A 22,723-nucleotide genomic window follows, 5' to 3' on the forward strand; every position below is an offset into this window, starting at 1 on the left:
GACCGCACCAGACCAAGGCCCGCAAGCGACCGCACCGACCGGAAGAGGCCGAGGCCCGCAAGCGACCGCACCGACCGCACCAGACCAAGGCCCGCAAGCGACCGCACCGACCGCACCAGACCAAGGCCCGTAAGCGACCGCACCGACCGGAAGAGGCCGAGGCCCGCAAGCGACCGCACCGACCGCACCAGACCAAGGCCCGCAAGCGACCGCGCCGACCGGGAAAGCCGAGGCCCTCAAGTGACCGTACTGGTAGCGCTGTCCGACACCCACGTCGTCCACAAGGCCCGTACCGGCGGTCTGTTCGCCCGCGACCGGGTGTACGCCCTCACCGCCGCCGATCTCGCCATCGCACCCGGCGAGACGGTCGGCGTCGTCGGCGAGTCCGGCTGCGGCAAGTCGACGCTCGCGAAGGTACTGGTGGGGGTGCAGCGGCCGACGTCCGGCACGGTGACCTTCCGCGGCCAGGACGTCTGGTCCATGAAACCCGCGGACCGGCGCACGGCCATCGGCAGCAGCACCGGCATGATCTTCCAGGACCCGTCGACGGCGCTGAACCGGCGGCTGACGATCCACCAGATCCTGCGAGACCCGCTGGACGTGCACCGGCGCGGCACGACCGCCGAACGTGCGGACCGGGTACGGGAGTTGATGGCACTGGTCGGCCTACCCCGCGCCCTCGCGGACGCCCTGCCCGGCCAGCTCTCCGGCGGCCAGCGCCAACGCGTGGCGATCGCCCGGGCCCTGGCACTGGACCCCGACCTGGTGGTGGCCGACGAGCCGACGAGCGCGCTGGACGTGTCGGTCCGCGCCCAGATCCTGAACCTCCTCCTGGACCTGAAGGAGCGCCTCGGCCTGGCCCTGGTGTTCGTCTCGCACGACATCCAGACGGTGCGGCGGATGAGCGACCGGGTGATCACGATGTACCTCGGCCGGATCGTCGAGGAGTCACCGGCCGACGAGGTCACCGACCGCTCCCGCCACCCCTACACACGAGCCCTCTTCTCGGCGACCCCGGGCCTGCTCGACCCCATCGACCCGATCCCCCTGGTAGGCCCCGTCCCGTCGGCGACTCGTCCGCCGAGCGGCTGCCCGTTCCGCACACGCTGCTGGAAGGCGGACGACGCGTGCGCGTCATCGATGCCGGACTTCGCGGCCGCGTCGACCCCCGATCACCGCTACCGGTGCCACCATCCCGTGGAGGAGGGCCAGTCCACGCGCGCGCTGGTCGCGCAGGCCGAGTCCGCCGCCCCGGCCACCGCCATGGCCGACGTCCCGTTCCAGCAGCACATCAGGGAGCCTTCATGACCATTCCCACCCCGTTGACCGGTGTCGTACCGCCCGTCTGCACTCCCCTGACACCGGAACGCGAGGTGGACGTCCCCTCGCTCATCAGGCTCGTGGACCATCTGGTGGACGGCGGGGTGGACGGTCTGTTCGTGCTCGGCTCGACGTCGGAGGCGGCGTATCTGACGGACGCGCAGCGCAGGCTGGTCGTGCAGACCGTGACCGGTCATGTCGCCGGCCGGCTCCCCGTACTGGCGGGTGCGATCGACATGACGACGCCGCGCGTCCTGGACCACGTTCGGGACGTGACGGCGGCGGGCGCGGATGCCGTGGTCGTCACGGCCCCCTTCTACACCCGCACCCACCCGGCGGAGATCGCCCGCCACTACCGCGTGATCGCCACGCGTTCGCCCGTGCCGGTCTTCGCCTACGACCTCCCCGTCTCCGTCCACACCAAGCTGAGCGCGGACCTGGTCCTGGAGCTGGCCGCGGACGGTGTCCTCGCCGGCCTCAAGGACTCCAGCGGCGACCTCGGCGCCTTCCGCACCGTCGTGACCGGTGCCCGCTCCCACCCCGACATCAGCGGGTTCACGCTCCTCACCGGTTCCGAGGTCGTCGTCGACTCCGCGCTGGCGCTCGGGGCGGACGGCGCGGTGCCCGGGCTCGGGAACGTCGATCCGGTCGGATACGTGCGCCTGTTCCGGCTCTGCCGCGACGGCGACCGGGAGCGGGCCCGGGCCGAGCAGGAACGGTTGTGCGCGCTGTTCCGGATGGTGGACGTGGGGGATTCCGCCCGGATGGGCGGTAGCTCGTCGGCGCTGGGGGCGTTCAAGGCCGCCCTGTATCTGCGGGGGGTCATCGACTGCCCGGTTACGGCGGAGCCGCAGGTTCCGTTGTCGGAGGGGGAGGTCGAGCTGGTGGGGAAGTATCTGGCGGGGGCGGGGCTGCTGTAAGGGCTGGTCTTCGCCCCCTCCGCCCCTACCCGTCCCGTACCTGGGGGCTGCGCCCCCAGACCCCCAAAGGACTGCGCAGTTCCCGCGCCCCTGAAAGGGGCGGGGAACTGCGCGACAAGCAGGGGCGGAGGGGGCGAAAACCCTCACCCCAGCAAGTCGCTCACCGGCACCCGTCGGAACTCGATCGTGTCGTACGTCCCCGTCGCGCCGGTCTCGTAGAGGAGACCGACCCGGCTCGCGCCGAGCTGCACGAGGTCGGAGTATGCGGCGCGCTGCGAGGAGAGCGTCGTGGCCTTGGTGAAGGACCCGCCGGCGTCCGTGCTGCGCCAGATGGCCATGGACTGGCGGGCGGTGGGGACGGAGGGGCCGGAGAAGAGCAGGGGCGCGGAAGGACCGGCCAGTTGGAGGACGCTCGCCTGGACGACGGGCACGTCGTTCAGGGTGGGCTGGATGGCGTAGGGGCGGTCGAGGGTCTCGGCGCCGTCGCTGGAGTAGGCGTCGAGGCGGTTTCCGGCACTCGTGCCGTTCTGGTCGCGGGACGTGAAGTACAGCCGACCGTCGGGAAGTTCCGCGGCGCCGCTCTCGTTCGCGTTGTCGACACCGTCGTACGAGTCGTCCACGAAGCCCAACCGCCAGGTGACCCCGCCGTCGTCGCTGTAGAGGGCGTGCGCGCCGTAGTACTCGGGCTCCTGCCCGGTGTCCGCGGAGCCCACCGGCGGGGCGGCGGAGTGGTTGGCGGCGACGACCAGGCGCCCGGCGTGCCGGCCGTGGCGCAGAGCGATCGCGTGGCCGGGGCCGGTGGCGTACCACCGCCAGCCCGGCAGCTTCACCTGAGCCGTGATGTCGCGCGGAGAGGAGAAGTGCCGACCGTCGTCGCGGCTCGTCTGGACGAAGACGCGACGACTCTGTTCCGGTGTGACCTCGCCCCGCATGATCTGCGCCTCGGTGACCGCACCGCTGTTGTAGGACGTGACCAACACGATCCGTCCGGTCTTCGGGTCCACCACTGGCGCCGGGTTGCCCCGGGTGTCGCCGTCACCGGACGCGACGACCCGCAGCGGGTCCCACGTACAGCCGCCGTCGAAGGAGCGTCTGAGGACGACGTCGATGTTGCCGGTGTCGCCCGCGCTGTTGTGTCTCCCCTCGGCGAAGGCGAGCAGCGTGCCCGCGCGCGTGGTGACCGTCGCCGGGATGCGGTACGTGTCGTAGCCGTCGTGCCCCGCCGTGTACGGCACGGAGGAGGTGCAGCCCCGGCCGGCGAGCGGCGCGCCCGATGCGGTGCCGGTGACGGCGAGCGCGGTGAGGAGACCGATGGCTGCCGCCGACGCGACCCTGCGGCTCGTGATGCTCATGGCGCGCTCCCTGAACTCCGATGGACATAGGACGTGGGATGTCCAGGAGAACGTAGTGCGCCCAGGGTGACGTATCAACATCCGTGCGGCTACGGCGTGTTGATGTGTCGTCAGTTCAGCTGCCGGTGCCGGTGCCGGGGGTGACGAGACCCGACTCGTACGCCACGATCACCAGCTGGGCCCGGTCGCGGGCGCCCAGCTTGCCCATGATGCGGCTCACGTGGGTCTTCGCGGTGAGCGGACTCAGTCCCAACGCCCCGGCTATCTCGGTGTTGTTGAGGCCGCGCGCGACCAGCGTGAGTACCTCGCGCTCCCGCTCGGAGAGGCCGCCGGGACCGCCCGCCGCGGGCGCCGGAGCCGACGGGCCGCGCAGGAAACGGGCGATCAGCCGGGCGGTCGGGCCCGGTGAGAGCAGGGCCTCGCCACCGGCCACCGTGCGGATGGCGTCGAGGAGCTCGGCGGGCCTCGTGTCCTTCACCAGGAAGCCGGAGGCGCCCGCACGCAGCGCCTCCGCGATGTGTTCGTCGGTGTCGTAGGTGGTGAGGACCAGGACCCTGACCCCGGCCAGGTTCTCGTCCGCCGCGATGAGCCGGGTCGCCTCGATGCCGTCCAGGTCGGGCATGCGGATGTCCATGACGACCAGATCGGCCCGCGCGCTGCCCGCCAGCTCCACGGCCTCCCGCCCGGTGGCCGCCTGTCCGACCACCTCCATGTCCCGCGCCGACTCGACCAGCATGGCGAACGCGGCCCGCACGAGCGTCTGATCGTCGGCGAGGAGTACACGGATGGTCATCGGGACTCGCCTCGCTCGAGTTCGGGCTCACGCCCGGGATCGGATGCTGGTACGGGATCGGGCGCGCGTACGGGTCCGGGCTCACGTAGGGCGTCGCCGTCACGTACGGTGTCGGGACCACGCGCGGCTCGAGCATCACCCACGGCGTCGGGATCACCCACGGCCCGAGCATCACCCACGGCATCGGGATCACCCACGGCCCGAGCATCACCCACGGCACCGGGATCACCCACGGCCCGAGCATCACCCACGGCATCGAGATCACCCACGGCCCGAGCATCACCCACGGCACCGGGATCACCCACGGCCCGAGCATCACCTACGTCTTCGAGATCCCGTACAGGCCCGGCATCACGTACGCCGTCCCGCCCGGACATCTGCGCGGGTACCCCGGCCCCCAGTGGCAGCACCGCCGACACCCCGAACCCACCCCCCTCCCGCACCCCGGCCTCCAACGTCCCGCCCACACTACGAGCCCGCTCCCGCATCCCCACAAGCCCGAACCCGGGGGTGCCGCCCGCGTCGCCGACGCCGTCGTCCGTGATCGTGACATGCAGCGCCCAGCCCTCCGCGCGCAGGTCCACGCGCACCGTCACATCGGGACCCGCGTGGCGGACCGCGTTGGTGAGCGCCTCCTGGACGATCCGGTAGGCGGCGGCGCCGACCGCGGACGGCACGTCGCCCGTGTCCACCGCGACCGCGGTCTCCACCGTGGCGCCCGAGGTGCGTGCCGCCGCCACCAGGTCCGGCACGCCGTCGAGCCCGGGCAGCGGCCCGCGGCCGTCTCCGCCGAACTCGGAGGCGCGCAGCACCTCCAGCGTGGTGCGCAGTTCACCGCGCGCGGTGCGGCAGGTCTCGGAGATGTCGTCGAGGGCCTGGGCGACCGCCGTCCGGTCGAGGCGGTCGGGATCGGCGGCCAGGACGTGCGCGGCGACGGACGTCTGGACGCCGATGAGGGTGATGCTGTGGGCGAGCAGATCGTGCAGGTCGCGGGCGATGCGCAGGCGTTCCTCGGCGACCCGGCGGCGAGCCTCCTCCTCACGGGTCCGTTCGGCGCGTTCGGCGCGTTCGACGACCGAGGTGACGTACTGGCGGTGCACGCGCACGTACACGCCGAGGACGAGGAACGCCACGATCCAGCCGGTCACGCGCAGCGCCTGGGCGCCCTCGGCGGTGCCCTGCCCGAACTTGACGGCGAGCATGATGCCGATGACTCCGCCGCCGACCAGGGCGGAGCGCAGCGGGCGCCCCGTCACGGCGACGGTGAACAGGCCGAGCATCGAGACGAGCAGCGGCGCCGTGTGATCGAAGTCGAGCGCGTGGTACGGGCCGACGCAGGCGACGAGCGCGAGGAACGAGAGGAACGGGGCGCGGCGCCGCCACACCATCGGGACATGCCCGGCGATCAGTAGGGTCCAGCCGAGCCCGTCCGGCCGACGGCCATCGGTGTCGAGCACGAGCGCCACGGACACGTCGACGACCAGCAGCGCGGCGGCCAACAGCGCGTCCTGGCGCAGGATCCGTGCGGGGCCGGCGCTTCCCCGGGGGGCGAAGCCCGTGAGCAGTATGCGTTTGGCGTCCACCGGTTCATCCTCCGTGAGGAGGCGCCCCTGCGGGAGACAGGGGCGCCCACAAGCCGCTCAGGCGACCGCGACGGGTTCCCAGCGCCGCCGCTCAGGCGACCGCGACGGGTTCCCAGCGCCGCCGCTCAGGCGACCGCGACGGGTTCCTTGTGCCGCGGCTCCGGTGGCTGCGACGGCTCCCGTGACAGCCGCCCCGGCCACCACACCTTCCTCCGCAGCGCCACACTCGCGCTGGTCACCAGGTACGTACGGACGAGGAAGGTGTCGAGCAGCACCCCGACCGCGATCACGAAGCCGAGCTCGACGAGCTGCACGAGTCCCATGTTCGTCAGCACCGCGAAGGTCGCCGCCAGGACCAGTCCGGCCGAGGCGATCACACCTCCCGTCGTGCGCAGCGCGGTCAGCGCGGCGGTGGCCGGCTCGGCACCCGAGAGAGACTCCTCGCGCATCCGGTGCATGAGGAAGATCCCGTAGTCGACGCCGAGCGCGACGAGGAAGACGAAGGACAGCAGCCCGAGCCCCGGGTCGGTCCCCTCGAACCCGAACAGCGGCCCGAAGACCAGCCCGCCGATGCCGAGCGCCGCACCCCACACCGCGATCACGGCGGCGACCAGCAGCAACGGCGCGACCAGGCTGCGCAGCAGCGCGATCAGGATCAGCAGCACGGAGGCGAGCACGATCGGTACGACGACGAGCCGGTCGCGGGCGTTGGTGTCCTGCAGGTCGATCTGCTGGGCGCTCGGACCACCGACGTACGAGCCCGAGCCCTTGAGATCTCCCCGCAAGGACTTGATCGTGGCGGTCTCGGCCGCCGACTGGGGCGCGCCCTTCGCCGTCACGGAGATCTCCGTCCAGCCGCCCCCACTGCGCCCTCGTTCGGCGCTCGCGACACCTCGCTGGTCCCGCACCGCGGCCAGCGTGGCGTCCGTCCGCCCGGTGGGAGTGATCACGGTGATCGGCTGGGTGCCCTGCCCCGGGTAGGCCTGTGCGAGTGTCTCGATCGCGGCGACCGAGTCGGGCGTGTGGACGAAGGAGTCCTGCTGCTTGAGCGAGCCGGGCAGGTTCAGGGTCCCGAGGGCGAGCGCCCCGAGCAGGACGGCCCCGCCCGTGAGGACGGCGTACGGCCGGCGTCCGGCGGAGGACCCCATCGCGGCGAACAGACTCCGCCGCTGCTTGGGCTCGCTGCCGTAGGCGGGCACGAGCGGCCAGAACACCCGGCGTCCGAGCACGACGAGAACGGCGGGCAGCAGGGTCAGCATGGCGACGAGCGCGCACAGCACGCCGACCGTGCCCATCGGTCCCATGCCCCGGCTGCTGTTGAGGTCGGCGGCGAGCAGGCACAGCAGTCCGGCGGCCACGGTGCCCGAGGAGGCGAGCACGGCGGGCCCGCAGCCGCGCAGGGCCTTGCGCATCGCGTCGTACGGCCGCTCCACGCGTCGCAGCTCCTCGCGGTAGCGGGAGATGAGCAGCAGCGCGTAGTCGGTCCCGGCGCCGAAGACGAGGATCGTCATCACGCCCGAGCTCTGGCCGGAGATGGTGGTCCCGAAGGCCTGGTGGAGGCCGTACGCGACGCCCATCGACAGGTAGTCGCCAACGCCCGCGACGGCGAGCGGTACGAGCCACAGCAGCGGGCTGCGGTAGATGAGGATCAGCAGGACGGCGACCACGGCGACGGTGGTGTAGAGCAGCGGGCCGCCGAGGGAGTTGTAGACCTCAGCCGCGTCGGTGGCGAGCGCGCCGGGCCCGCCCACGTCGACACTCATGCCGTTCTCGGTGCGGGCGACATCGCGTACGTCGTTCACGAACGCGTCCCGCTTCTTCTCGTCCGTCCCGGGTGCGGAGCTGGCGACCGGGTACATCAGCGTGGTGCCGTCCCGGGACGGCACGCCCTTCGGGGGTGCCGTGAGCGGGTTCTCCTTGGTGATCTCGGCGATCTGGCGCTCGGCCGTCGCACGGTCGGCGGCGCTCAGCCCGCCGTCGCGGTGGTAGACCAGCACCAGCTCGGTGGTCTCACCGCCGGGCAACCGGTCCTCGATTTTGGCCACTTGCGTGGAGTCGGCGCTCGCCGGCAGGTAGTCCACGGCTCGGTCGTGCTGCACATCCGTCAACTTGGACGCGAACGGCCCGATGATGGCAAGGACGGCCACCCAGAGCCCGAGCAGCGCCCAGGGCACGGCCCTGCGCCGCCTGTACGTGGTTGTCTTTCCGGGCCCCATGACGGGGTCCTCCCCTCCTGGCCGGGTGTCTGGACAAGAACCAGACTCCCGGCGCGTGGGACCGGAATCGTCGCGCGGGAGGGCGAGTTCGGGGCTACTCCGAGGGGTGGCGAGACGGAGGCATTACTCCCTGGGGAGTACTACGACGGCGTACGCGCCGCCACCAGCAACCGCGTCACATCGTCCGAGCAGATCGTCAGCGCCGCGCCCACGGTGGCCAGCACGTCCCGCTCGGCGGGGGTGTAGGGGCCGTCCGCCAGCGCGATGCGGGCGCCCTGGAGGAGGATCGCCTCCCGGCCGGTCGGCGCGAGGTGCGGGGCCAGCGGGTCCAGCGCCTCGTGAAGCTCTATGGCCAGGCTCGCCCCGCACGGCTCCCCGAAGACCCGGCCGGTGTCCGCGGCGAGCGCCTCGACGAGCGCGCCGAGCTGGTCCGCCGTGCAGTCGTCGAAGCCGGCCGAGCGCACCGCGCCCGCGGCGGTCTCCAGCGACGTACGGGAGCAGGTGCCGCCCGCGGCGAGCACGGCGAGGGCGACGGTGTGGACGGCGTCGCGGAGCATCGCCGAGAAGCGGGTGGTGGTGGGGTGGTCGAGGACGTCGGCGCCGTAGTGGTGGCGGCAGGCGGCGCATTCGACGACGGGCCCGGTCTCGCCGCGCGGGAGAACGGGAACACCGAGGAGGGTGAAGCGGCGACGGCCGGTGAGGCGCTGGTAGTTGCGGTCGCCTCCGCAGCCGGGGCAGAAGAACTCGCCGTCGCCGACGGTGGTCCACGCGGTACGGGTGCCCAGGACGCGGGGAACCTGAACTGCACGACCGTTTCGTCCCCGTTCCGGCAGCACCGTCGCACACCTCCGTAATGCCGCGGCAACATCGCCGCGCTGGCGTGATGTTAGCCACATTGTTGATGCGGAGTCAGTACCCCGGACGAGACCTGCTCGTGACCTCCACGCGGATTGGCCGGGAAACGACGCGGCTCCGCCCGCCTCGAAAGGCGGACGGAGCCGGAAAGAACCAGGTGAACGGGGTCAGCGGGCCGCGCGGTTGACGGCGGAGACGACAGCCTTCAGCGAGGCACGTGTCGTATTCGCGTCGATGCCGATTCCCCACAGAACCTTGTCGTCGATCGCGCATTCGATGTACGAGGCGGCCTGCGCGGAGGCACCCTCGCTCATCGTGTGCTCCTGGTAGTCCAGGAGGCGTACGTCGATGCCGATGGACTGCAGGGCGGCGAAGAACGCGGAGATCGGACCGTTGCCGGAGCCGGTCAGGACGGTGTCCTGGCCGTCGACCGTGGCCTCGACCTTCAGCGTGTCCACGCCGTCGGTGTCGGTGGTCGACTGGCCGTTCTTGACCTGGATACGGCCCCACGCGTTGTCGGGGTTCGGCAGGTACTCGTCCTGGAAGGTCGCCCAGATGTCCCTCGGCGTGACCTCGCCGCCCTCGGCGTCCGTCTTCGCCTGGATGATCTTCGAGAACTCGATCTGCATCCGGCGCGGCAGGTCCAGCTTGTGGTCGTTCTTCAGGACGTACGCGATACCGCCCTTGCCGGACTGCGAGTTGACGCGGATGACGGCCTCGTAGGAGCGGCCGACGTCCTTCGGGTCGATCGGCAGGTACGGGACGGCCCACTCGATGTCGTCGACCGTGACGCCCTTGGCGGCCGCGTCGGCCTCCATCGCGTCGAAGCCCTTCTTGATGGCGTCCTGGTGGGAGCCGGAGAAGGAGGTGTAGACGAGGTCGCCGACGTACGGGTGGCGTGCGTGGACCTCCATCTGGTTGCAGTACTCCCACGTACGACGGATCTCGTCGATGTCGGAGAAGTCGATCTGCGGGTCGACACCCTGCGAGAACAGGTTCATGCCCAGGGTGACCAGGTCGACGTTGCCGGTGCGCTCGCCCTGCCCGAACAGACAGCCCTCGACGCGGTCGGCGCCGGCCATCAGCGCCAGCTCGGCGGCGGCGACGGCGGTACCGCGGTCGTTGTGCGGGTGGATGGACAGGCAGACGTGCTCGCGACGGGACAGGTTGCGGCCCATCCACTCGAAGCGGTCCGCGTGGGTGGAGGGGGTGGAGCGCTCGACCGTGGCGGGCAGGTTCAGGATGATCTCGCGGCCCGGGCCGGGCTGCCAGACGTCCATGACCGCCTCGCAGACCTCCAGGGCGAAGTCCAGCTCGGTGTCGGTGAAGATCTCGGGGCTGTACTGGTAGCCGAATTCCGTCTCCGGGCCCAGCAGCTTCTCGGCGTACTCCATGACCAGTCGCGTGCCGTCGACGGCGATCTGCTTGATGTCGTCCTTGGAGCCACGGAAGACGACCCGGCGGAAGACCGGCGCGGTCGCGTTGTACAGGTGCACGGTGGCGCGCTTGGCGCCCTTCAGCGACTCGACGGTCCGCTCGATCAGGTCCTCACGGGCCTGGGTCAGCACGGAGATCGTCACGTCGTCCGGGATCGCGTTCTCGTCCTCGATGATCGACCGTACGAAGTCGAAGTCCGTCTGTCCCGACGCCGGGAAGCCGACCTCGATCTCCTTGTAGCCCATCTTCACCAGCAGATCGAACATCGCGCGCTTGCGCGCGGGCGACATGGGGTCGATCAGGGCCTGGTTGCCGTCGCGCAGGTCCGTGGAGAGCCAGCGGGGGGCGACGGTGATCCGATTCTCCGGCCAGGTGCGGTCCGGGATGTCCACCTGGTCGTACTGACCGTACTTGTGGATCGGCATGGACGTGGGCTGCTGGCGGTTCTGGCTGTTCGCCATGGTGCGTGGGCTCCTCGTGGTGTCCGGAAAGGACGGCCGACGGCGCAACGCCAGACTCCGCGGGGAGGGGGTCGGCCTCGACTACAGGCCCTCGCCGCGGCAGCTAAGGAGAAGCAGCCCGAAACGCATGATGCTCTGCAGCCTAGCCGAGCCATGCTCCGTGCGGGGGGCTGTATCAGTATGCGGGATCACGGCCACGAAAGGAACGAAAGGTGCAAAAAGGTGCGCCATACCACTTCGAACCGGACTCCGAGGCTCCTTATCGACCCATTTCACCAATCATGGTTGCAGGTGGTGACAGAGCCATAACTCAGTGCAAGGGTGCCGGGCATGACGACCAACGGGGGCTTCGAGCCCGTCTTCTGCACCATCGTGCCGCCCCACGTCCTCGACAAGCTCGCCCAGCACGAGGACCCCGCGCTCGCGGGTCCCGCGCGCCAGACCCTGGAGCGCGACGCCTATGAGCGCACCCACCGCCGGCTGACCACGGTCATCGGCGCCCCGACCGTCGTGCCACCCGGGGAAGCGGCCGAGCAGAAGCCGCACCGCACGATCTACGACGCCCGCCACCACCAGGACCTGCCCGGCAAGAAGGTCCGCGGCGAGGGCGACAAGCCGGGCAAGGACGCCACCGTCAACCGCGCGTACGCCGGTCTGGGCGCGACCTTCGAGCTCTACCTGAACGCGTACCGGCGCAACTCGATCAACGGCGAGGGCCTGCCTCTCGACGCCACCGTGCACTTCGACCGGAACTACAACAACGCCTTCTGGAACGGCGAGCAGATGGTGTTCGGCGACGGTGACGGCGAGATCTTCCTCGACTTCACCATCCCGGTCGACGTCATCGGCCACGAGCTGACCCACGGCGTCACCCAGTACACGGCCAACCTCACCTACTTCGGCCAGCCCGGCGCCCTGAACGAGTCCATGTCGGACGTCTTCGGCTCGCTGATCAAGCAGTACACGCTCGGCCAGAGCGCCGCCGAGGCCGACTGGCTGATCGGCGCGGGCCTGCTGGCCCCGCGTGTCACCGGCACGGCGCTGCGCTCCATGAAGGAGCCGGGCAGCGCGTACGACGACGACGTGCTCGGCAAGGACCCGCAGCCCGCGACGATGGACCACTACGTCCGCACCGGCCGCGACAACGGCGGCGTCCACATCAACTCCGGGATCCCCAACCACGCCTTCTACCTCGTCGCCGAGGCGCTCGGCGGCCACGCGTGGGAGCGGGCCGGACAGATCTGGTACGACGTGCTGACCGGCGGCGAGCTTCCCTCACAGGCGCTGTTCTCGGACTTCGCCCGGCTCACGCTCGCCGCGGCCCGCTCCCGGTACAACGAGGGAGAGGAACTCCAGGCCGTGGTGAAGGCCTGGGAACAGGTCGGAGTGCCGACCACATAGCCCCGACCCCCGACTCGTACTAGACAGGACCCATGCGTATTCAGGTGAGGCGCACGGGCGGATTCGCGGGCATCGAGCGCCATGCCGAGGTGAACACCTCGGGACGGCCCGACGCCCATGAGTGGCACGCCCTGGCCGAGCAGGCGATCGCCGCCGGCCGGGGCGCGCCCCCCACGGGTGTCCCGGACGGCTTCAGCTACGAGATCACGGTGGACGGGAAGACGGTGTACGCGGCCGATCCCCGGCTCACGGAGGAGCAACGAAAGTTGATTTCGCGGGTACTGAAGGAAGGCGCCTAGGACGCAGGTCCCGGGTCAGGGGCGCGGGGCTGTCACAGCGTGCGGCTCCGCCGCCTGGGCGCGACCGGCCCCCGACGGCCCGCAGCCGGACAAAGACCGCACTCCCCCTGGGCGCCCCAACAAGTAACGGCCAGTTCACACCGCCCCGTTGACTTCCGTTACCGCCGGTACGGATGATCGCGCGCATGGCGACGAACCCCCTACCGCAGTTCCCGCCCGGCTTCCTCTGGGGCGTGTCCACCTCGGCCCACCAGATCGAGGGGGCCTCGACCGAGCGCGCCCCCTCGGTATGGGACGCCTTCACGGCCGAGCCCGGCCGGATCAAGGACGGCACCACCGCGGAGGTGGCCTGCGACCACTACCACCGCTACCGCGAGGACGTGGCACTTCTCGCCGACCTCGGCGTGGACGCCTACCGCTTCTCCCTCTCCTGGCCCCGGGTGAACTCCCCCGGCGGTCTCGACTTCTACGACCGCCTGGTCGACGAGCTGTGCACCGCCGGCGTACGGCCCGTGCCGACCCTCTTCCACTGGGACCTGCCACTCGAGCTGGACTGGCTGAACCGGGACACGGCGGAGCGCTTCGCCGAGTACGCCGGTGTCGTCGCCGCACGCCTCGGCGACCGCGTGAAGAAGTGGATCACTCTCAACGAGCCCGCCGAACACACCCTGCTGGGCCACGCGCTCGGCGCGCACGCCCCCGGCAAACAGCTCCTGTTCGACGCCTTGCCGGTGGCTCACCACCAGCTCCTCGCCCACGGCCTCGGCATACGGGCCCTGCGCGCGGCCGGCGCCACGGACATCGGGATCGCCAACTCCCACGGGCCCACCTGGGCGGCATCCCGCCGGACCGAGGACATGGAAGCCGCCGACTTCTACGACATCCTCCTCAACCGCCTGTTCGCCGACCCGCTGCTGCTCGGCCAATATCCCGAGGGCATCGGGGAGTTGATGCCGGGCGACGTCGAATCGGACCTGAAGGTCATCGCGGAGCCGCTGGACTGGTACGGGATCAACTACTACCAGCCGACCAAGGTGGGCGCCCCCGAGGGCGAGGAGATCGAGTTCAGCGGACTGACCCTGCCCGCGGAACTCCCCTTCTCCGTACGTGAACTGGAGGGCTACCCGGTCACGGACTTCGGCTGGCCGGTCGTCCCCGAGGCACTCACCGAGCTGCTGGTCGGCTTCCACGAGCGCTATGGAGACCGGCTCCCGCCCGTCGTCATCACCGAGAACGGCTGCTCGTACGACGGCATCGACGACCAGGAGCGGATCACCTTCCTGGACGGTCATGTCCGGGCGCTGCACCGGGCGCTGGAGCAGGGCGTGGACGTACGCGGCTACTTCGTCTGGTCGCTGATGGACAACTTCGAGTGGGCGGAGGGATACGCACGCCGCTTCGGTCTCGTCCATGTCGACTACGAGACGCTGGAGCGGACACCCAAGGCGTCGTACGCGTGGCTGCGGGACGCCCTGCGGGCGCGGAGATGACCACCGAGGACACCGTACGGGTGACCGCTCTCGCCGAGCCGGTCGAGCGGGTCGGCCGGGGCTGGACTTCGGCGCTCTCGCTGGCCAACGGGGCGATCTGGGTGGGCTGGTACGGTCCCCTGCAGATCCTCCTCGCCTCCCAGGCGGAGGACTTCGCGCCCGGTACCGGCATGTCGAAGGAGACGATGCTGGCGTGGGTCACGGGCGCGGGCGCGGTCGTCTCGCTGGTCGCCAACCCGCTCTTCGGCGCGCTGTCCGACCGCACGACCGCGCGCTGGGGCCGCCGTACCCCGTGGATCGTGGCGGGAGCGACGGGCGGCGCACTGTCCCTGCTGCTCCTGGCGGGCGCGGGTGGCGTGTGGACGATGGCAGCCGGCTGGTGTCTGGTCCAGCTGACGCTGAACGCCGCCTTCGCTGCGGTCACGGCGGCCGTGCCCGACCGGGTGCCACGACTGCAGCGGGGTTCCGTGGGCGGCCGGCTGGGCGCGGCGCAGATCCTGGGCGTGGTCGGCGGGACGGGCCTGGCGACGGCGGCGGGGGGTGTGGGCGGCGGGTACGCGGCCTGCGCGGTGTTCACGCTGGTGGGCGTCCTGCCCTACGTACTGCGCCACCAGGACCTGCGCCTGCCCGCCTCGGCCCGCCCCGCCTGGTCCTGGCGCGCCTTCCTGGCCTCCTTCTGGCTGAGTCCGCGCCGCTACCCGGACCTCGCCTGGGCCTGGCTGACCCGCTTCCTGATCAACCTGAGCAACGCCCTCGTACTCCTCTACCTGCTCTATTACCTGAGGGACCGGCTGCACTACGACGACCCCGAGAACGGCGTGCTGATCCTGACCGCGGTGAACGGTGTCACGCTGCTCGCCACGGTCGTGGTGGGCGGGGTGTGGTCGGACCGGGTGGGCCGCCGCAAACCGTTCGTGATCTGGTCGGGCGTCCTGATGGCGGTGGCCACGGCGGCCCTTTCCGGCTGGCAGACCTGGCCGGGCGCGATCGTCGCGGCGGCGGTCCTGGGCGTGGGCTTCGGTGTCTTCACATCCGTCGACTTCGCCCTGATGACGGACGTTCTGCCCAAGGCCCTGGACCGCGGCAAGGACCTCGGCGTCATCAACATCGCCAACGCCCTGCCCCAGGTCGCCGCGCCCGCGCTGGCCGCGCCGATCGTGACGTATCTGGGCGGATACCGGGTGCTGTACCTCGTCGCGGCGGTGATCGGGATGGCGGGGGCGGTGCTGGTGGGCAGGATCAGGGGCGTGGACTGAGCGGCGTCGGGGACGTGCCGGTACGTCCCCGAGGCCGCTCAGAGGGCACCCGCATCAGCCGCTGTCCATACCGACGGATACAGCGGGCGGTAGCCCAGTTCCCGGCGGATTCGGGCCGTGGACACGATCCCGAACCAGGGATCGGGGTCGGTGCGCTCGTACAGCGCGGGCGGGATGTCGACGCCGCTGAGCTGGTGGAGGTCGACGGTGGTGACGGGCGCGTCGTCGGCGATGTTGTACACGGCACCCGCCGTGCCCGGGGCGTACAGCAGGCGCCACAGGCCCTGCGCGACATCCGCGTGGTGGACCATCTGGAGCCGCTGGGTGGCGGGCCAGTGCGCGGCCCACTGCATCGACGCGGCGAGATGCGGGTCGCCTTCGCCGTAGACGAAGGGCAGACGCCCGATCCGCACGTCCATACCGCCCTCCAGGGCGAGCAGGCCCCGCTCCGCCTCCGCCTTCGCCTCCGGGTACGCGCCCCACATGTCGCCGCCGGGCACACTCGGGTCCTCCTCGGTGAGGGGGCGGCCGCGGCCCGTTCCGTAGACCAGGTTCGTGCTGACCTGCACGAAGCGGTGTACGCCGGAGGTCTCGGCCGCGCGGCCCAGCTCCAGGGCGGCATCGCGGTTGACCGCCCGCGCCTCCTCGTCGGGTACGCCACGGAAGGCGGCCGCGATGTTCACCACCGCGTCGACGCCCGCAAGGGCCCTGCCGAGCGCTTCCGCGTCCCGCAGGTCACCGACCGCGACGTGCGCGCCGAGGTCGGCGAGGGCAGCCGCCTTCGCCTCGTCGCGGACCAGGACCCGTACCCGGTCGCCCGGGGGCAGCTGCCGCAGCAGCCGCGGTACGAAGCGGCGGCCGACCTCGCCGGTGGTTCCTGTCACCAACGTCAACATGATGGGTTCCTCTCGTCGGCCTTCAGCGTCTCCCCGTGCCCCGGGCGGCGGGAGAGACCCGCTGATCCGGGGATTGGCAGTGCCTGGATAAGACGGGCGGGTTCGGTCAGGCTGGAGACGTGAACCGAGCCGAACTCGCCGACTTCCTGCGCCGCAGCCGCGCCCGGCTGGAGCCCTCCGACGTGGGGCTCACGGCCGGGGCCCGACGCCGTACGCCCGGCCTGCGCCGCGAGGAGGTGGCGGCGCTGGCCGGCATGTCCGTGGACTACTACACCCGGCTCGAACAGTCGCGGGGCCCGCGCCCGTCCCGCCAGATGCTGACCGCCCTGGCGCGGGCACTCCGCCTCACCGGCGACGAACGGGACCACCTCTTCCATCTGGTGGGCGAGGAACCGCCGCGGGCAGAGAGTGCCTCGGCACATGTCCGCCCCGGTCTGCTGCTGATCCTCGACCGGCTGCACGACGCACCCGCGCAGGTGATCACCGACTACGGCGATGTGCTCGCGCAGAACGCGATGGCGGCGGCCCTGGTGGGCGCGGCGGACACCGACCGCAATCTCGTACGGCGCTTCTTCATCGACCCGCGGGGCCGTGCCCTCTCCCCGCCCGAGGACCGTGCCGAGCACGCGCGCGCCCATGTCGCCAATCTGCGTGCCGTCACCGCGGCCCGGCCCGACGATCCGGAGCCGGCCCGCCTGGTGGCCGAACTCCGTGCCGCCAGTGAGGAGTTCTGCCAACTCTGGGAGTCGCACGAGGTGGCGGTGCGGCGCGCCTCGACGAAGAGGTTCCTGCACCCCACGGTCGGGCTGCTCGACCTGGACTGCGAAATCCTGCTCAGCTCCGGCGACAACCAACTCCTGATCGTCCACACGGCCCGCCCCGGCACCGAGTCCTACGAACGCCTCCAACTCCTGCGCGTGGTGGGCCTCCAGGACATGTCCCCGATCGCGGACCGCTCCTGATCGCGAAAGGGGCGCGAGGAACTGCGCAATCGTTCAGGGGGTCTGGGGGCGCAGCCCCCAGGGACGGGACGGGTAGGGGCGGAGGGGGCGAACACCCCAACCCGACACCCAACTTCGGCCACTTTTTCTGACCGTTGAAGGAAAGCCTCGGGACCCCTTGCAATCGCGAGCCCCCCGCGCATCAATGGAACCGCACGTTCCGACGGACCGTCAGATACGCCGCCGCATGGCGTCCCGCACCCCACTCGCGGACGGTCCGCGCACACATCTCCCCGCACCCTCGCCCGCACAGAGGTGAGAAGCCCGTGTGCCCGGACAGGGCGGTTCGGTCCCACCATCCCCACATGGCAATTCCCGTACAAGGGAAGGGAATCCGATGAGAGGCAAGCAACTCGGAATCGCCGCGGCGTTAGCCGCCGGCACCCTCGCCGCGACCGGCCTGGCCTTCGCGCCCGCCGCCGCGGCCGTCACCCCACAGACGGCCACCATCAACGCGACCTGCAGCATCGGCGGCAGCGGCGCGGCCACCCTCACGGCCACCCAGGACGGCACGGCCGCGACCATCACCCTCAGCTCCACCGAGATCACGGCCCCGATCGACGTGGCCCAGGACTCGGTCGGTTCCACACTGACCATGGTGAAGGCGAGCGGCGGCACCACGGTCTTCTCCGGCACGAAGAACCCCGCCATCCCCGCGGGCGGCGGCGTCTCCGTCGGCCCGCTCGACGGCACGGTCGCCTCCGGCGACAGCCTGGAGGCATACGGCGGCTCGCTGCAGATGGTGGTCTTCGGCATCACCATCACCTGCACGGCGGACGCACCGCAGTCCCCGGGCCCGTTCGTGTTCGACTGAGCCCGCACACGTGAAGACCGGTGCCGCCCGCGCGCAGCGGCACCGGTTCACGGATCACGGATCACGGATCACGGATCACGGATCACGGCACGGTGCCACACGCAACACAACTCCCTTGTGTGCACCAGGAGTTGATGACCTCGGCGCTGCTCGGGGTGACCGCCCTCGCGGCACCGCGGGAGGTGCACCGGCCGCCCCGGCGGGAGCCGCCACCCACGTGGACTTCGCCACGCACTGCATCCCGTCGGCGCGTGAAGACAACGCCGCAGATGTGCGTGCCAAGCCCCGCGAGCCCGGCCTGATCCAAACGACAGGCCCTGGCTGCGGGCCATCGTGCCGCAGGGCCGGCACGCATGCTCACAGCTGCGGCGGAGGATCAGAGCGCGTCCGGCCCGCGCTCCCCCGTCCGTACCCGCACCACGGTCTCCACCGGCACGGCCCACACCTTCCCGTCCCCGATCTTCCCGGTCTGCGCGGCCTTCACGACCGCCTCGATGACCGCGTCGGCGTCCGCGTCCTCGACGACGACCTCGATCCGCACTTTGGGGACGAGGTCGACCTGGTACTCGGCCCCGCGGTACACCTCGGTGTGGCCGCGCTGGCGTCCATAGCCGCTGGCCTCGGTGACCGTCAGGCCGTGCACGCCGATTTCCTGCAGGGCGGTCTTGACCTCGTCGAGGCGGTACGGCTTGACGATGGCGGTGATGAGTTTCATCCGGATCCCTTCATGGATACGCCCCGCCTTCAGACGGGAGAGACGCAGGCTCACGCCGAGCAGGAGAAGGTGATGCGCCGCCAGGGCGGATCGCCGTCCGCTATCAACTAATTGCTGATCTTACAAGATGGCATGGTAGTTTGTGAGCTATGGGAACCGGCCACGTGAAGCGGGCGTTCAAGTACCGCTTCTACCCGACCGATGCGCAGGCGAGGGAGCTGTCTCGCACGTTCGGATGCGTGCGGAAGGTCTACAACATGGCGCTCGCCGCCCGCACTGAGGCGTGGACCATGCGGCAGGAGCGGATCAACTACAACGCCACCTCGGCGATGCTGACCGCATGGAAGAAGAGCGAGCAACTCGCTTATCTCAACGAGGTGTCGTCGGTTCCACTCCAGCAATGCCTTCGCCACCTGCAAGGGGCGTTCACCAACTTCTTTGCCAAGCGGGCCAAGTACCCCCGCTTCAAGTCAAGGAAGAAGTCCCGTTCCTCCGCCGAGTACAGCTCCTCCGCGTTCCGCTTCCGCAACGGACATCTGTATCTGGCGAAGATGACCGAGCCACTCGCTATCGTCTGGTCCCGGCCTCTCCCGACAGGCGCGGTGCCGTCCACGGTGACTGTTTCCCGAGACAGCGCGGGACGCTGGTTCGTGTCCCTGCTGTGCGAGGATCCGGACGTCAAGCCGTTGCCCGTAACGGGTTCAGCAGTCGGACTCGATGCCGGGCTGAACCATCTGGTGACACTCTCCACGGGAGAGAAGATCACGAACCCGCGGCATGAGCGGAAAGACCGTGCCCGGCTCGCCAAGGCCCAGCGGGAACTGTCCCGCAAGGCCAAGGGTGATGGAGCGAACCGGGCCAAGGCCGCCCACAAGGTCGCCACAATCCACGCCCGCATCACCGATCGCAGGCGTGACGCGCTGCACAGGCTGACAACTCGACTCGTCCGTGAAAACCAAACGGTCGTGATCGAAGACCTGGCCGTGCACGCCATGGTCAAGAACCGCGCACTCGCCCGGGCCATCAGTGATGCGGCGTGGTCCGAGTTGCGTTCCATGCTGGAGTACAAATGCACTTGGTACGGGCGGCAGTTGGTGGTCGTGGACCGCTGGTTTCCCTCGTCCAAGCTGTGCTCCAGCTGCGGCACGCTGCAAGCGCGGATGCCGCTCAACGTTCGAACCTGGACGTGCGAGAACTGCGGTACGGCCCACGACCGGGACGTGAACGCGGCAAAGAACCTCAGGGCCGCCGGGCTGGCGGTTTCAGCCTGTGGAGCCGGTGTAAGACCTCAACGGAGATATCCGGGCAGGCAGTCGGTGATGAAGCAGGAAGCCCCACGGCGCGAGCCGTGGGAATCCTCTCCCCTTGGGGAGGGGAGGAAGTCAAGCCTGGGTCTTGGCCTTCGTCGTCGTCGCGGCGGTCGCGGTGGGGAGGGATGAAGAGACCGAGGCACCGTGGCCCAGGGCCCCGTGATCGTAGGCGCTCTCGGCGTGCACCGTAAGGTCCAGGCCGGTCTGCTCCTGCTCCTCGTCCGCCCGGAAGCCCATGAGCCGGTCGATCAGCTTCCCGATGCCGTACGTGGCGGTGAAGGCGTACGCCCCGACCGCCACCACGGCGACCAACTGCTTGCCGAGCTGGCCGAGCCCGCCGCCGTACAGGAGCCCCTCGGCCCCACCCGTCATCTCCTTGGCCGCGAAGACTCCGATGAGCAGCGTGCCGATGATCCCGCCGACCAGGTGCACACCGACGACGTCCAGCGAGTCGTCGTAGTTCAGCTTGAACTTCCAGCTCACGGCGTACGAGCAGACGGCACCGGCGGCGAGACCGACGACCAGCGCACCCGGCAACGACACGGACCCGCAGGACGGGGTGATGGCCACCAGACCCGCGACCGCGCCGGACGCCGCGCCCAGCGTGGTCGGATGCCCGTCGCGCTTCTGCTCGACGAAGAGCCAGCCGAGCAGGCCGGTGCACCCGGCGGCGAGCGTGTTGAGGAACGCGGCGGCGGCCAGCCCGTTGGCGCCGAGAGCCGAGCCCGCGTTGAAGCCGAACCAGCCGAACCACAGCAGTCCGGCACCCAGCATCACCATCGGCAGGTTGTGCGGCCGCATGGCGTCCTTCTTGAAGCCGAGGCGCGGACCGAGGACCAGACAGAGCGCGAGCCCGGAGGCGCCCGAGGTGATCTCGACCGGCAGACCGCCCGCGAAGTCCAGCGCGCCCAGCCTGTCCAGGATCCAGCCCCCGGGACCCCACACCCAGTGGGCCACGGGAACGTATACGAGCAGCGCCCAGACCGGCACGAAGACCAGCCAGGCCCCGAACTTCGCGCGATCCGCGATCGCGCCACTGATCAGCGCGGCGGTGATGATCGCGAAGGTGAGCTGGAAGGTGGCGAAGAGGAGGGTGGGGACCGTGCCCTGGACACTGTCCGGGCCGAGGCCCGCCATGCCCGCATGCTTGAGCCCTCCGATGAGCCCGCCGAGGGCGTCGTCCCCGAACGCGAGCGAGTAACCGGCGGCCAGCCACACCACCGTGACCAGGGCGATCGACACGAAGCTCATCATCAGCATGTTGAGGACGCTCTTCGTGCGGACCATGCCGCCGTAGAAAAGGGCCAGGCCGGGCGTCATCAGCAGGACGAGCGCGGTGGCGGCGAGCAGCCAGGCCGTGTCACCGGTGTCGATGTGCGGGGCAGCCAGGGTCACAGTCTCTCCAGCGGTCCGAGGGCGTCGTCAGAGAGTCACGGGCGCGCGTTTCCGGTTGTGCACACACGCGTTTCCGGCGTGTTTCGTGTTGCGCGGGGGTTTCCGGAACCTCACGGCGTACAGCCGGGGCGCACGGCGTGCGGCGGGGGCTTGTGGATCAGGGACAATGGGCGCCATGAGCGTTCGTACCCCGTCATCCAAGCCGTCCGAGGCCCCCCACCGCGTCGGCTTCGCCTGCTTCGTGGGCCGCCCCAACGCGGGCAAGTCCACCCTTACGAATGCTCTGGTCGGCCAGAAGGTGGCGATCACCGCGAACCAGCCGCAGACGACTCGGCACACGGTACGGGGCATCGTGCACCGGCCCGACGCCCAGCTGATCCTGGTGGACACCCCTGGTCTGCACAAGCCGCGCACGCTCCTCGGCGAGCGGCTCAACGACGTCGTCCGGACCACCTGGGCCGAGGTCGACGTCATCGGCTTCTGTCTGCCGGCCAATGAGAAGCTCGGCCCCGGTGACCGATTCATCGCGAAGGAACTGGCGTCCATCAAGAAGACGCCGAAGATCGCGATCGTCACCAAGACGGACCTGGTCGACAGCAAGACGCTCGCCGAGCAGCTCATCGCGATCGATCAGCTCGGCAAGGAGCTGGGGTTCGAGTGGGCGGAGATCGTGCCGGTGTCGGCGGTCGGCGACAAGCAGGTGAGCCTGCTGGCCGACCTGATCGTGCCGCTGCTGCCGGAGGGCCCGGCCCTCTACCCCGAGGGCGATCTCACCGACGAGCCCGAGCAGGTCATGATCGCGGAGCTGATCCGCGAGGCCGCTCTGGAGGGTGTGCGCGACGAGCTGCCGCACTCCATCGCCGTCGTCGTGGAGGAGATGCTGCCGCGCGAGGACCGGCCCGCCGACAAGCCCCTCCTGGACATCCACGCCTTCGTCTACATCGAGCGGCCCAGCCAGAAGGGCATCATCATCGGCCCCAAGGGCAAGCGTCTGAAGGAGGTCGGCATCAAGTCCCGCAAGCAGATCGAGGCGCTGCTGGGTACGCCGGTCTTCCTCGACCTGCATGTGAAGGTCGCCAAGGACTGGCAGCGGGATCCTCGGCAGCTGCGCAAGCTGGGGTTCTGAGCTGGGCGGGCTCCGAAGACCGCGCAGTTCCCCGCGCCCCTTTTCAGGAGCGCGGGGAACTGCGCGAACGGGGTCCGGGGCGG

19 protein-coding genes are annotated in these 22,723 nt (G+C 70.4%); 10 read left to right on the forward strand and 9 right to left on the reverse strand.

The window, feature by feature from the left end; all coding sequences use genetic code 11:
- The first annotated feature begins 240 nt into the window (after positions 1-240).
- Positions 241-1,308: an oligopeptide/dipeptide ABC transporter ATP-binding protein gene (locus tag OG390_RS16825; RefSeq protein ID WP_406168767.1), complete on the forward strand. Its 1,068-nt coding sequence runs from the start codon at positions 241-243 to the stop codon at positions 1,306-1,308.
- Positions 1,305-2,240: a dihydrodipicolinate synthase family protein gene (locus OG390_RS16830; RefSeq protein ID WP_406168769.1), complete on the forward strand. Its 936-nt coding sequence runs from the start codon at positions 1,305-1,307 to the stop codon at positions 2,238-2,240. Before OG390_RS16825 ends, OG390_RS16830 begins: the two co-directional genes overlap by 4 nt.
- 143 nt (positions 2,241-2,383) lie before the next feature.
- Here the strand turns inward: OG390_RS16830 and OG390_RS16835 are convergent, their stop codons facing one another.
- The 6 genes from OG390_RS16835 to leuA form a co-directional block, all read right to left on the reverse strand.
- Positions 2,384-3,592, reverse strand: coding sequence for an exo-alpha-sialidase (locus OG390_RS16835; protein ID WP_406168771.1), 1,209 nt, complete (start codon positions 3,590-3,592; stop codon positions 2,384-2,386).
- Between the two features lie 115 nt (positions 3,593-3,707).
- Positions 3,708-4,385, reverse strand: coding sequence for a response regulator (locus OG390_RS16840; protein WP_406168773.1), 678 nt, complete (start codon positions 4,383-4,385; stop codon positions 3,708-3,710).
- The gene (locus OG390_RS16845; protein WP_406168774.1) at positions 4,382-5,968 is read right to left on the reverse strand and encodes a sensor histidine kinase; all 1,587 of its coding nucleotides are present in this window, start codon (positions 5,966-5,968) and stop codon (positions 4,382-4,384) included. Before OG390_RS16845 ends, OG390_RS16840 begins: the two co-directional genes overlap by 4 nt.
- Before the next feature lie 125 nt (positions 5,969-6,093).
- The gene (locus tag OG390_RS16850; protein WP_406168776.1) at positions 6,094-8,184 is read right to left on the reverse strand and encodes an MMPL family transporter; all 2,091 of its coding nucleotides are present in this window, start codon (positions 8,182-8,184) and stop codon (positions 6,094-6,096) included.
- Between the two features lie 140 nt (positions 8,185-8,324).
- On the reverse strand, positions 8,325-9,020 hold the full coding sequence (locus tag OG390_RS16855; RefSeq protein ID WP_406168778.1) for a TerB family tellurite resistance protein: 696 nt from the start codon (positions 9,018-9,020) through the stop codon (positions 8,325-8,327).
- 186 nt (positions 9,021-9,206) lie between these two features.
- Positions 9,207-10,937 (reverse strand): 2-isopropylmalate synthase, encoded by a 1,731-nt coding sequence (gene leuA / locus OG390_RS16860; RefSeq protein ID WP_406168780.1) that lies wholly within the window; start codon positions 10,935-10,937, stop codon positions 9,207-9,209.
- 330 nt (positions 10,938-11,267) lie between these two features.
- Between leuA and OG390_RS16865 the strand changes: the two genes are divergently transcribed.
- The 4 genes from OG390_RS16865 (at position 11,268) to OG390_RS16880 (ending at position 15,383) form a co-directional block, all read left to right on the forward strand.
- Positions 11,268-12,338: a M4 family metallopeptidase gene (locus tag OG390_RS16865; protein ID WP_406168782.1), complete on the forward strand. Its 1,071-nt coding sequence runs from the start codon at positions 11,268-11,270 to the stop codon at positions 12,336-12,338.
- Between the two features lie 32 nt (positions 12,339-12,370).
- A complete protein-coding gene (locus OG390_RS16870; protein WP_399074481.1) occupies positions 12,371-12,637 on the forward strand; it encodes a protealysin inhibitor emfourin in 267 nt (88 codons plus the stop codon).
- Between the two features lie 173 nt (positions 12,638-12,810).
- Complete coding sequence (locus OG390_RS16875; protein ID WP_406168784.1) at positions 12,811-14,127, forward strand: GH1 family beta-glucosidase; 1,317 nt, start codon at positions 12,811-12,813, stop codon at positions 14,125-14,127.
- Entirely contained in the window at positions 14,124-15,383 is a 1,260-nt protein-coding gene (locus OG390_RS16880; RefSeq protein ID WP_406177713.1) for an MFS transporter, read from the forward strand. The genes OG390_RS16875 and OG390_RS16880 overlap by 4 nt, the downstream gene beginning before the upstream one ends.
- A 38-nt stretch (positions 15,384-15,421) precedes the next feature.
- Here OG390_RS16880 and OG390_RS16885 read toward each other — a convergent pair whose 3' ends face one another.
- The gene (locus OG390_RS16885; protein WP_406168786.1) at positions 15,422-16,279 is read right to left on the reverse strand and encodes an NAD-dependent epimerase/dehydratase family protein; all 858 of its coding nucleotides are present in this window, start codon (positions 16,277-16,279) and stop codon (positions 15,422-15,424) included.
- A gap of 119 nt (positions 16,280-16,398) precedes the next feature.
- On the opposite strand from OG390_RS16885, the gene OG390_RS16890 reads away from it, so the two are divergent.
- Together OG390_RS16890 and OG390_RS16895 are read left to right on the forward strand one after the other, a co-directional pair.
- A complete protein-coding gene (locus OG390_RS16890) occupies positions 16,399-17,241 on the forward strand; it encodes a helix-turn-helix transcriptional regulator (protein WP_406168788.1) in 843 nt (280 codons plus the stop codon).
- A 376-nt stretch (positions 17,242-17,617) separates the two neighbouring features.
- The gene (locus OG390_RS16895) at positions 17,618-18,094 is read left to right on the forward strand and encodes a hypothetical protein (protein ID WP_406168789.1); all 477 of its coding nucleotides are present in this window, start codon (positions 17,618-17,620) and stop codon (positions 18,092-18,094) included.
- 376 nt (positions 18,095-18,470) lie between these two features.
- On the opposite strand, the gene OG390_RS16900 is transcribed toward OG390_RS16895, so the two are convergent.
- Complete coding sequence (locus OG390_RS16900) at positions 18,471-18,809, reverse strand: P-II family nitrogen regulator (RefSeq protein WP_399074491.1); 339 nt, start codon at positions 18,807-18,809, stop codon at positions 18,471-18,473.
- Between the two features lie 149 nt (positions 18,810-18,958).
- On the opposite strand from OG390_RS16900, the gene OG390_RS16905 reads away from it, so the two are divergent.
- Positions 18,959-20,248 carry an RNA-guided endonuclease InsQ/TnpB family protein gene (locus OG390_RS16905; protein ID WP_406168791.1) on the forward strand — a complete coding sequence of 430 codons (1,290 nt, stop codon included), beginning with the start codon at positions 18,959-18,961 and terminating at the stop codon, positions 20,246-20,248.
- Here OG390_RS16905 and OG390_RS16910 read toward each other — a convergent pair.
- On the reverse strand, positions 20,192-21,514 hold the full coding sequence (locus OG390_RS16910; RefSeq protein WP_406168792.1) for an ammonium transporter: 1,323 nt from the start codon (positions 21,512-21,514) through the stop codon (positions 20,192-20,194). The genes OG390_RS16905 and OG390_RS16910 overlap by 57 nt on opposite strands.
- 166 nt (positions 21,515-21,680) lie before the next feature.
- Between OG390_RS16910 and era the strand changes: the two genes are divergently transcribed.
- Positions 21,681-22,640 carry a GTPase Era gene (gene era / locus OG390_RS16915; protein ID WP_406168794.1) on the forward strand — a complete coding sequence of 320 codons (960 nt, stop codon included), beginning with the start codon at positions 21,681-21,683 and terminating at the stop codon, positions 22,638-22,640.
- Positions 22,641-22,723: the final 83 nt, after the last annotated feature.

The organism is Streptomyces sp. NBC_00996 (assembly GCF_045162675.1).
Taxonomy (GTDB): Bacteria; Actinomycetota; Actinomycetes; order Streptomycetales; family Streptomycetaceae; genus Streptomyces.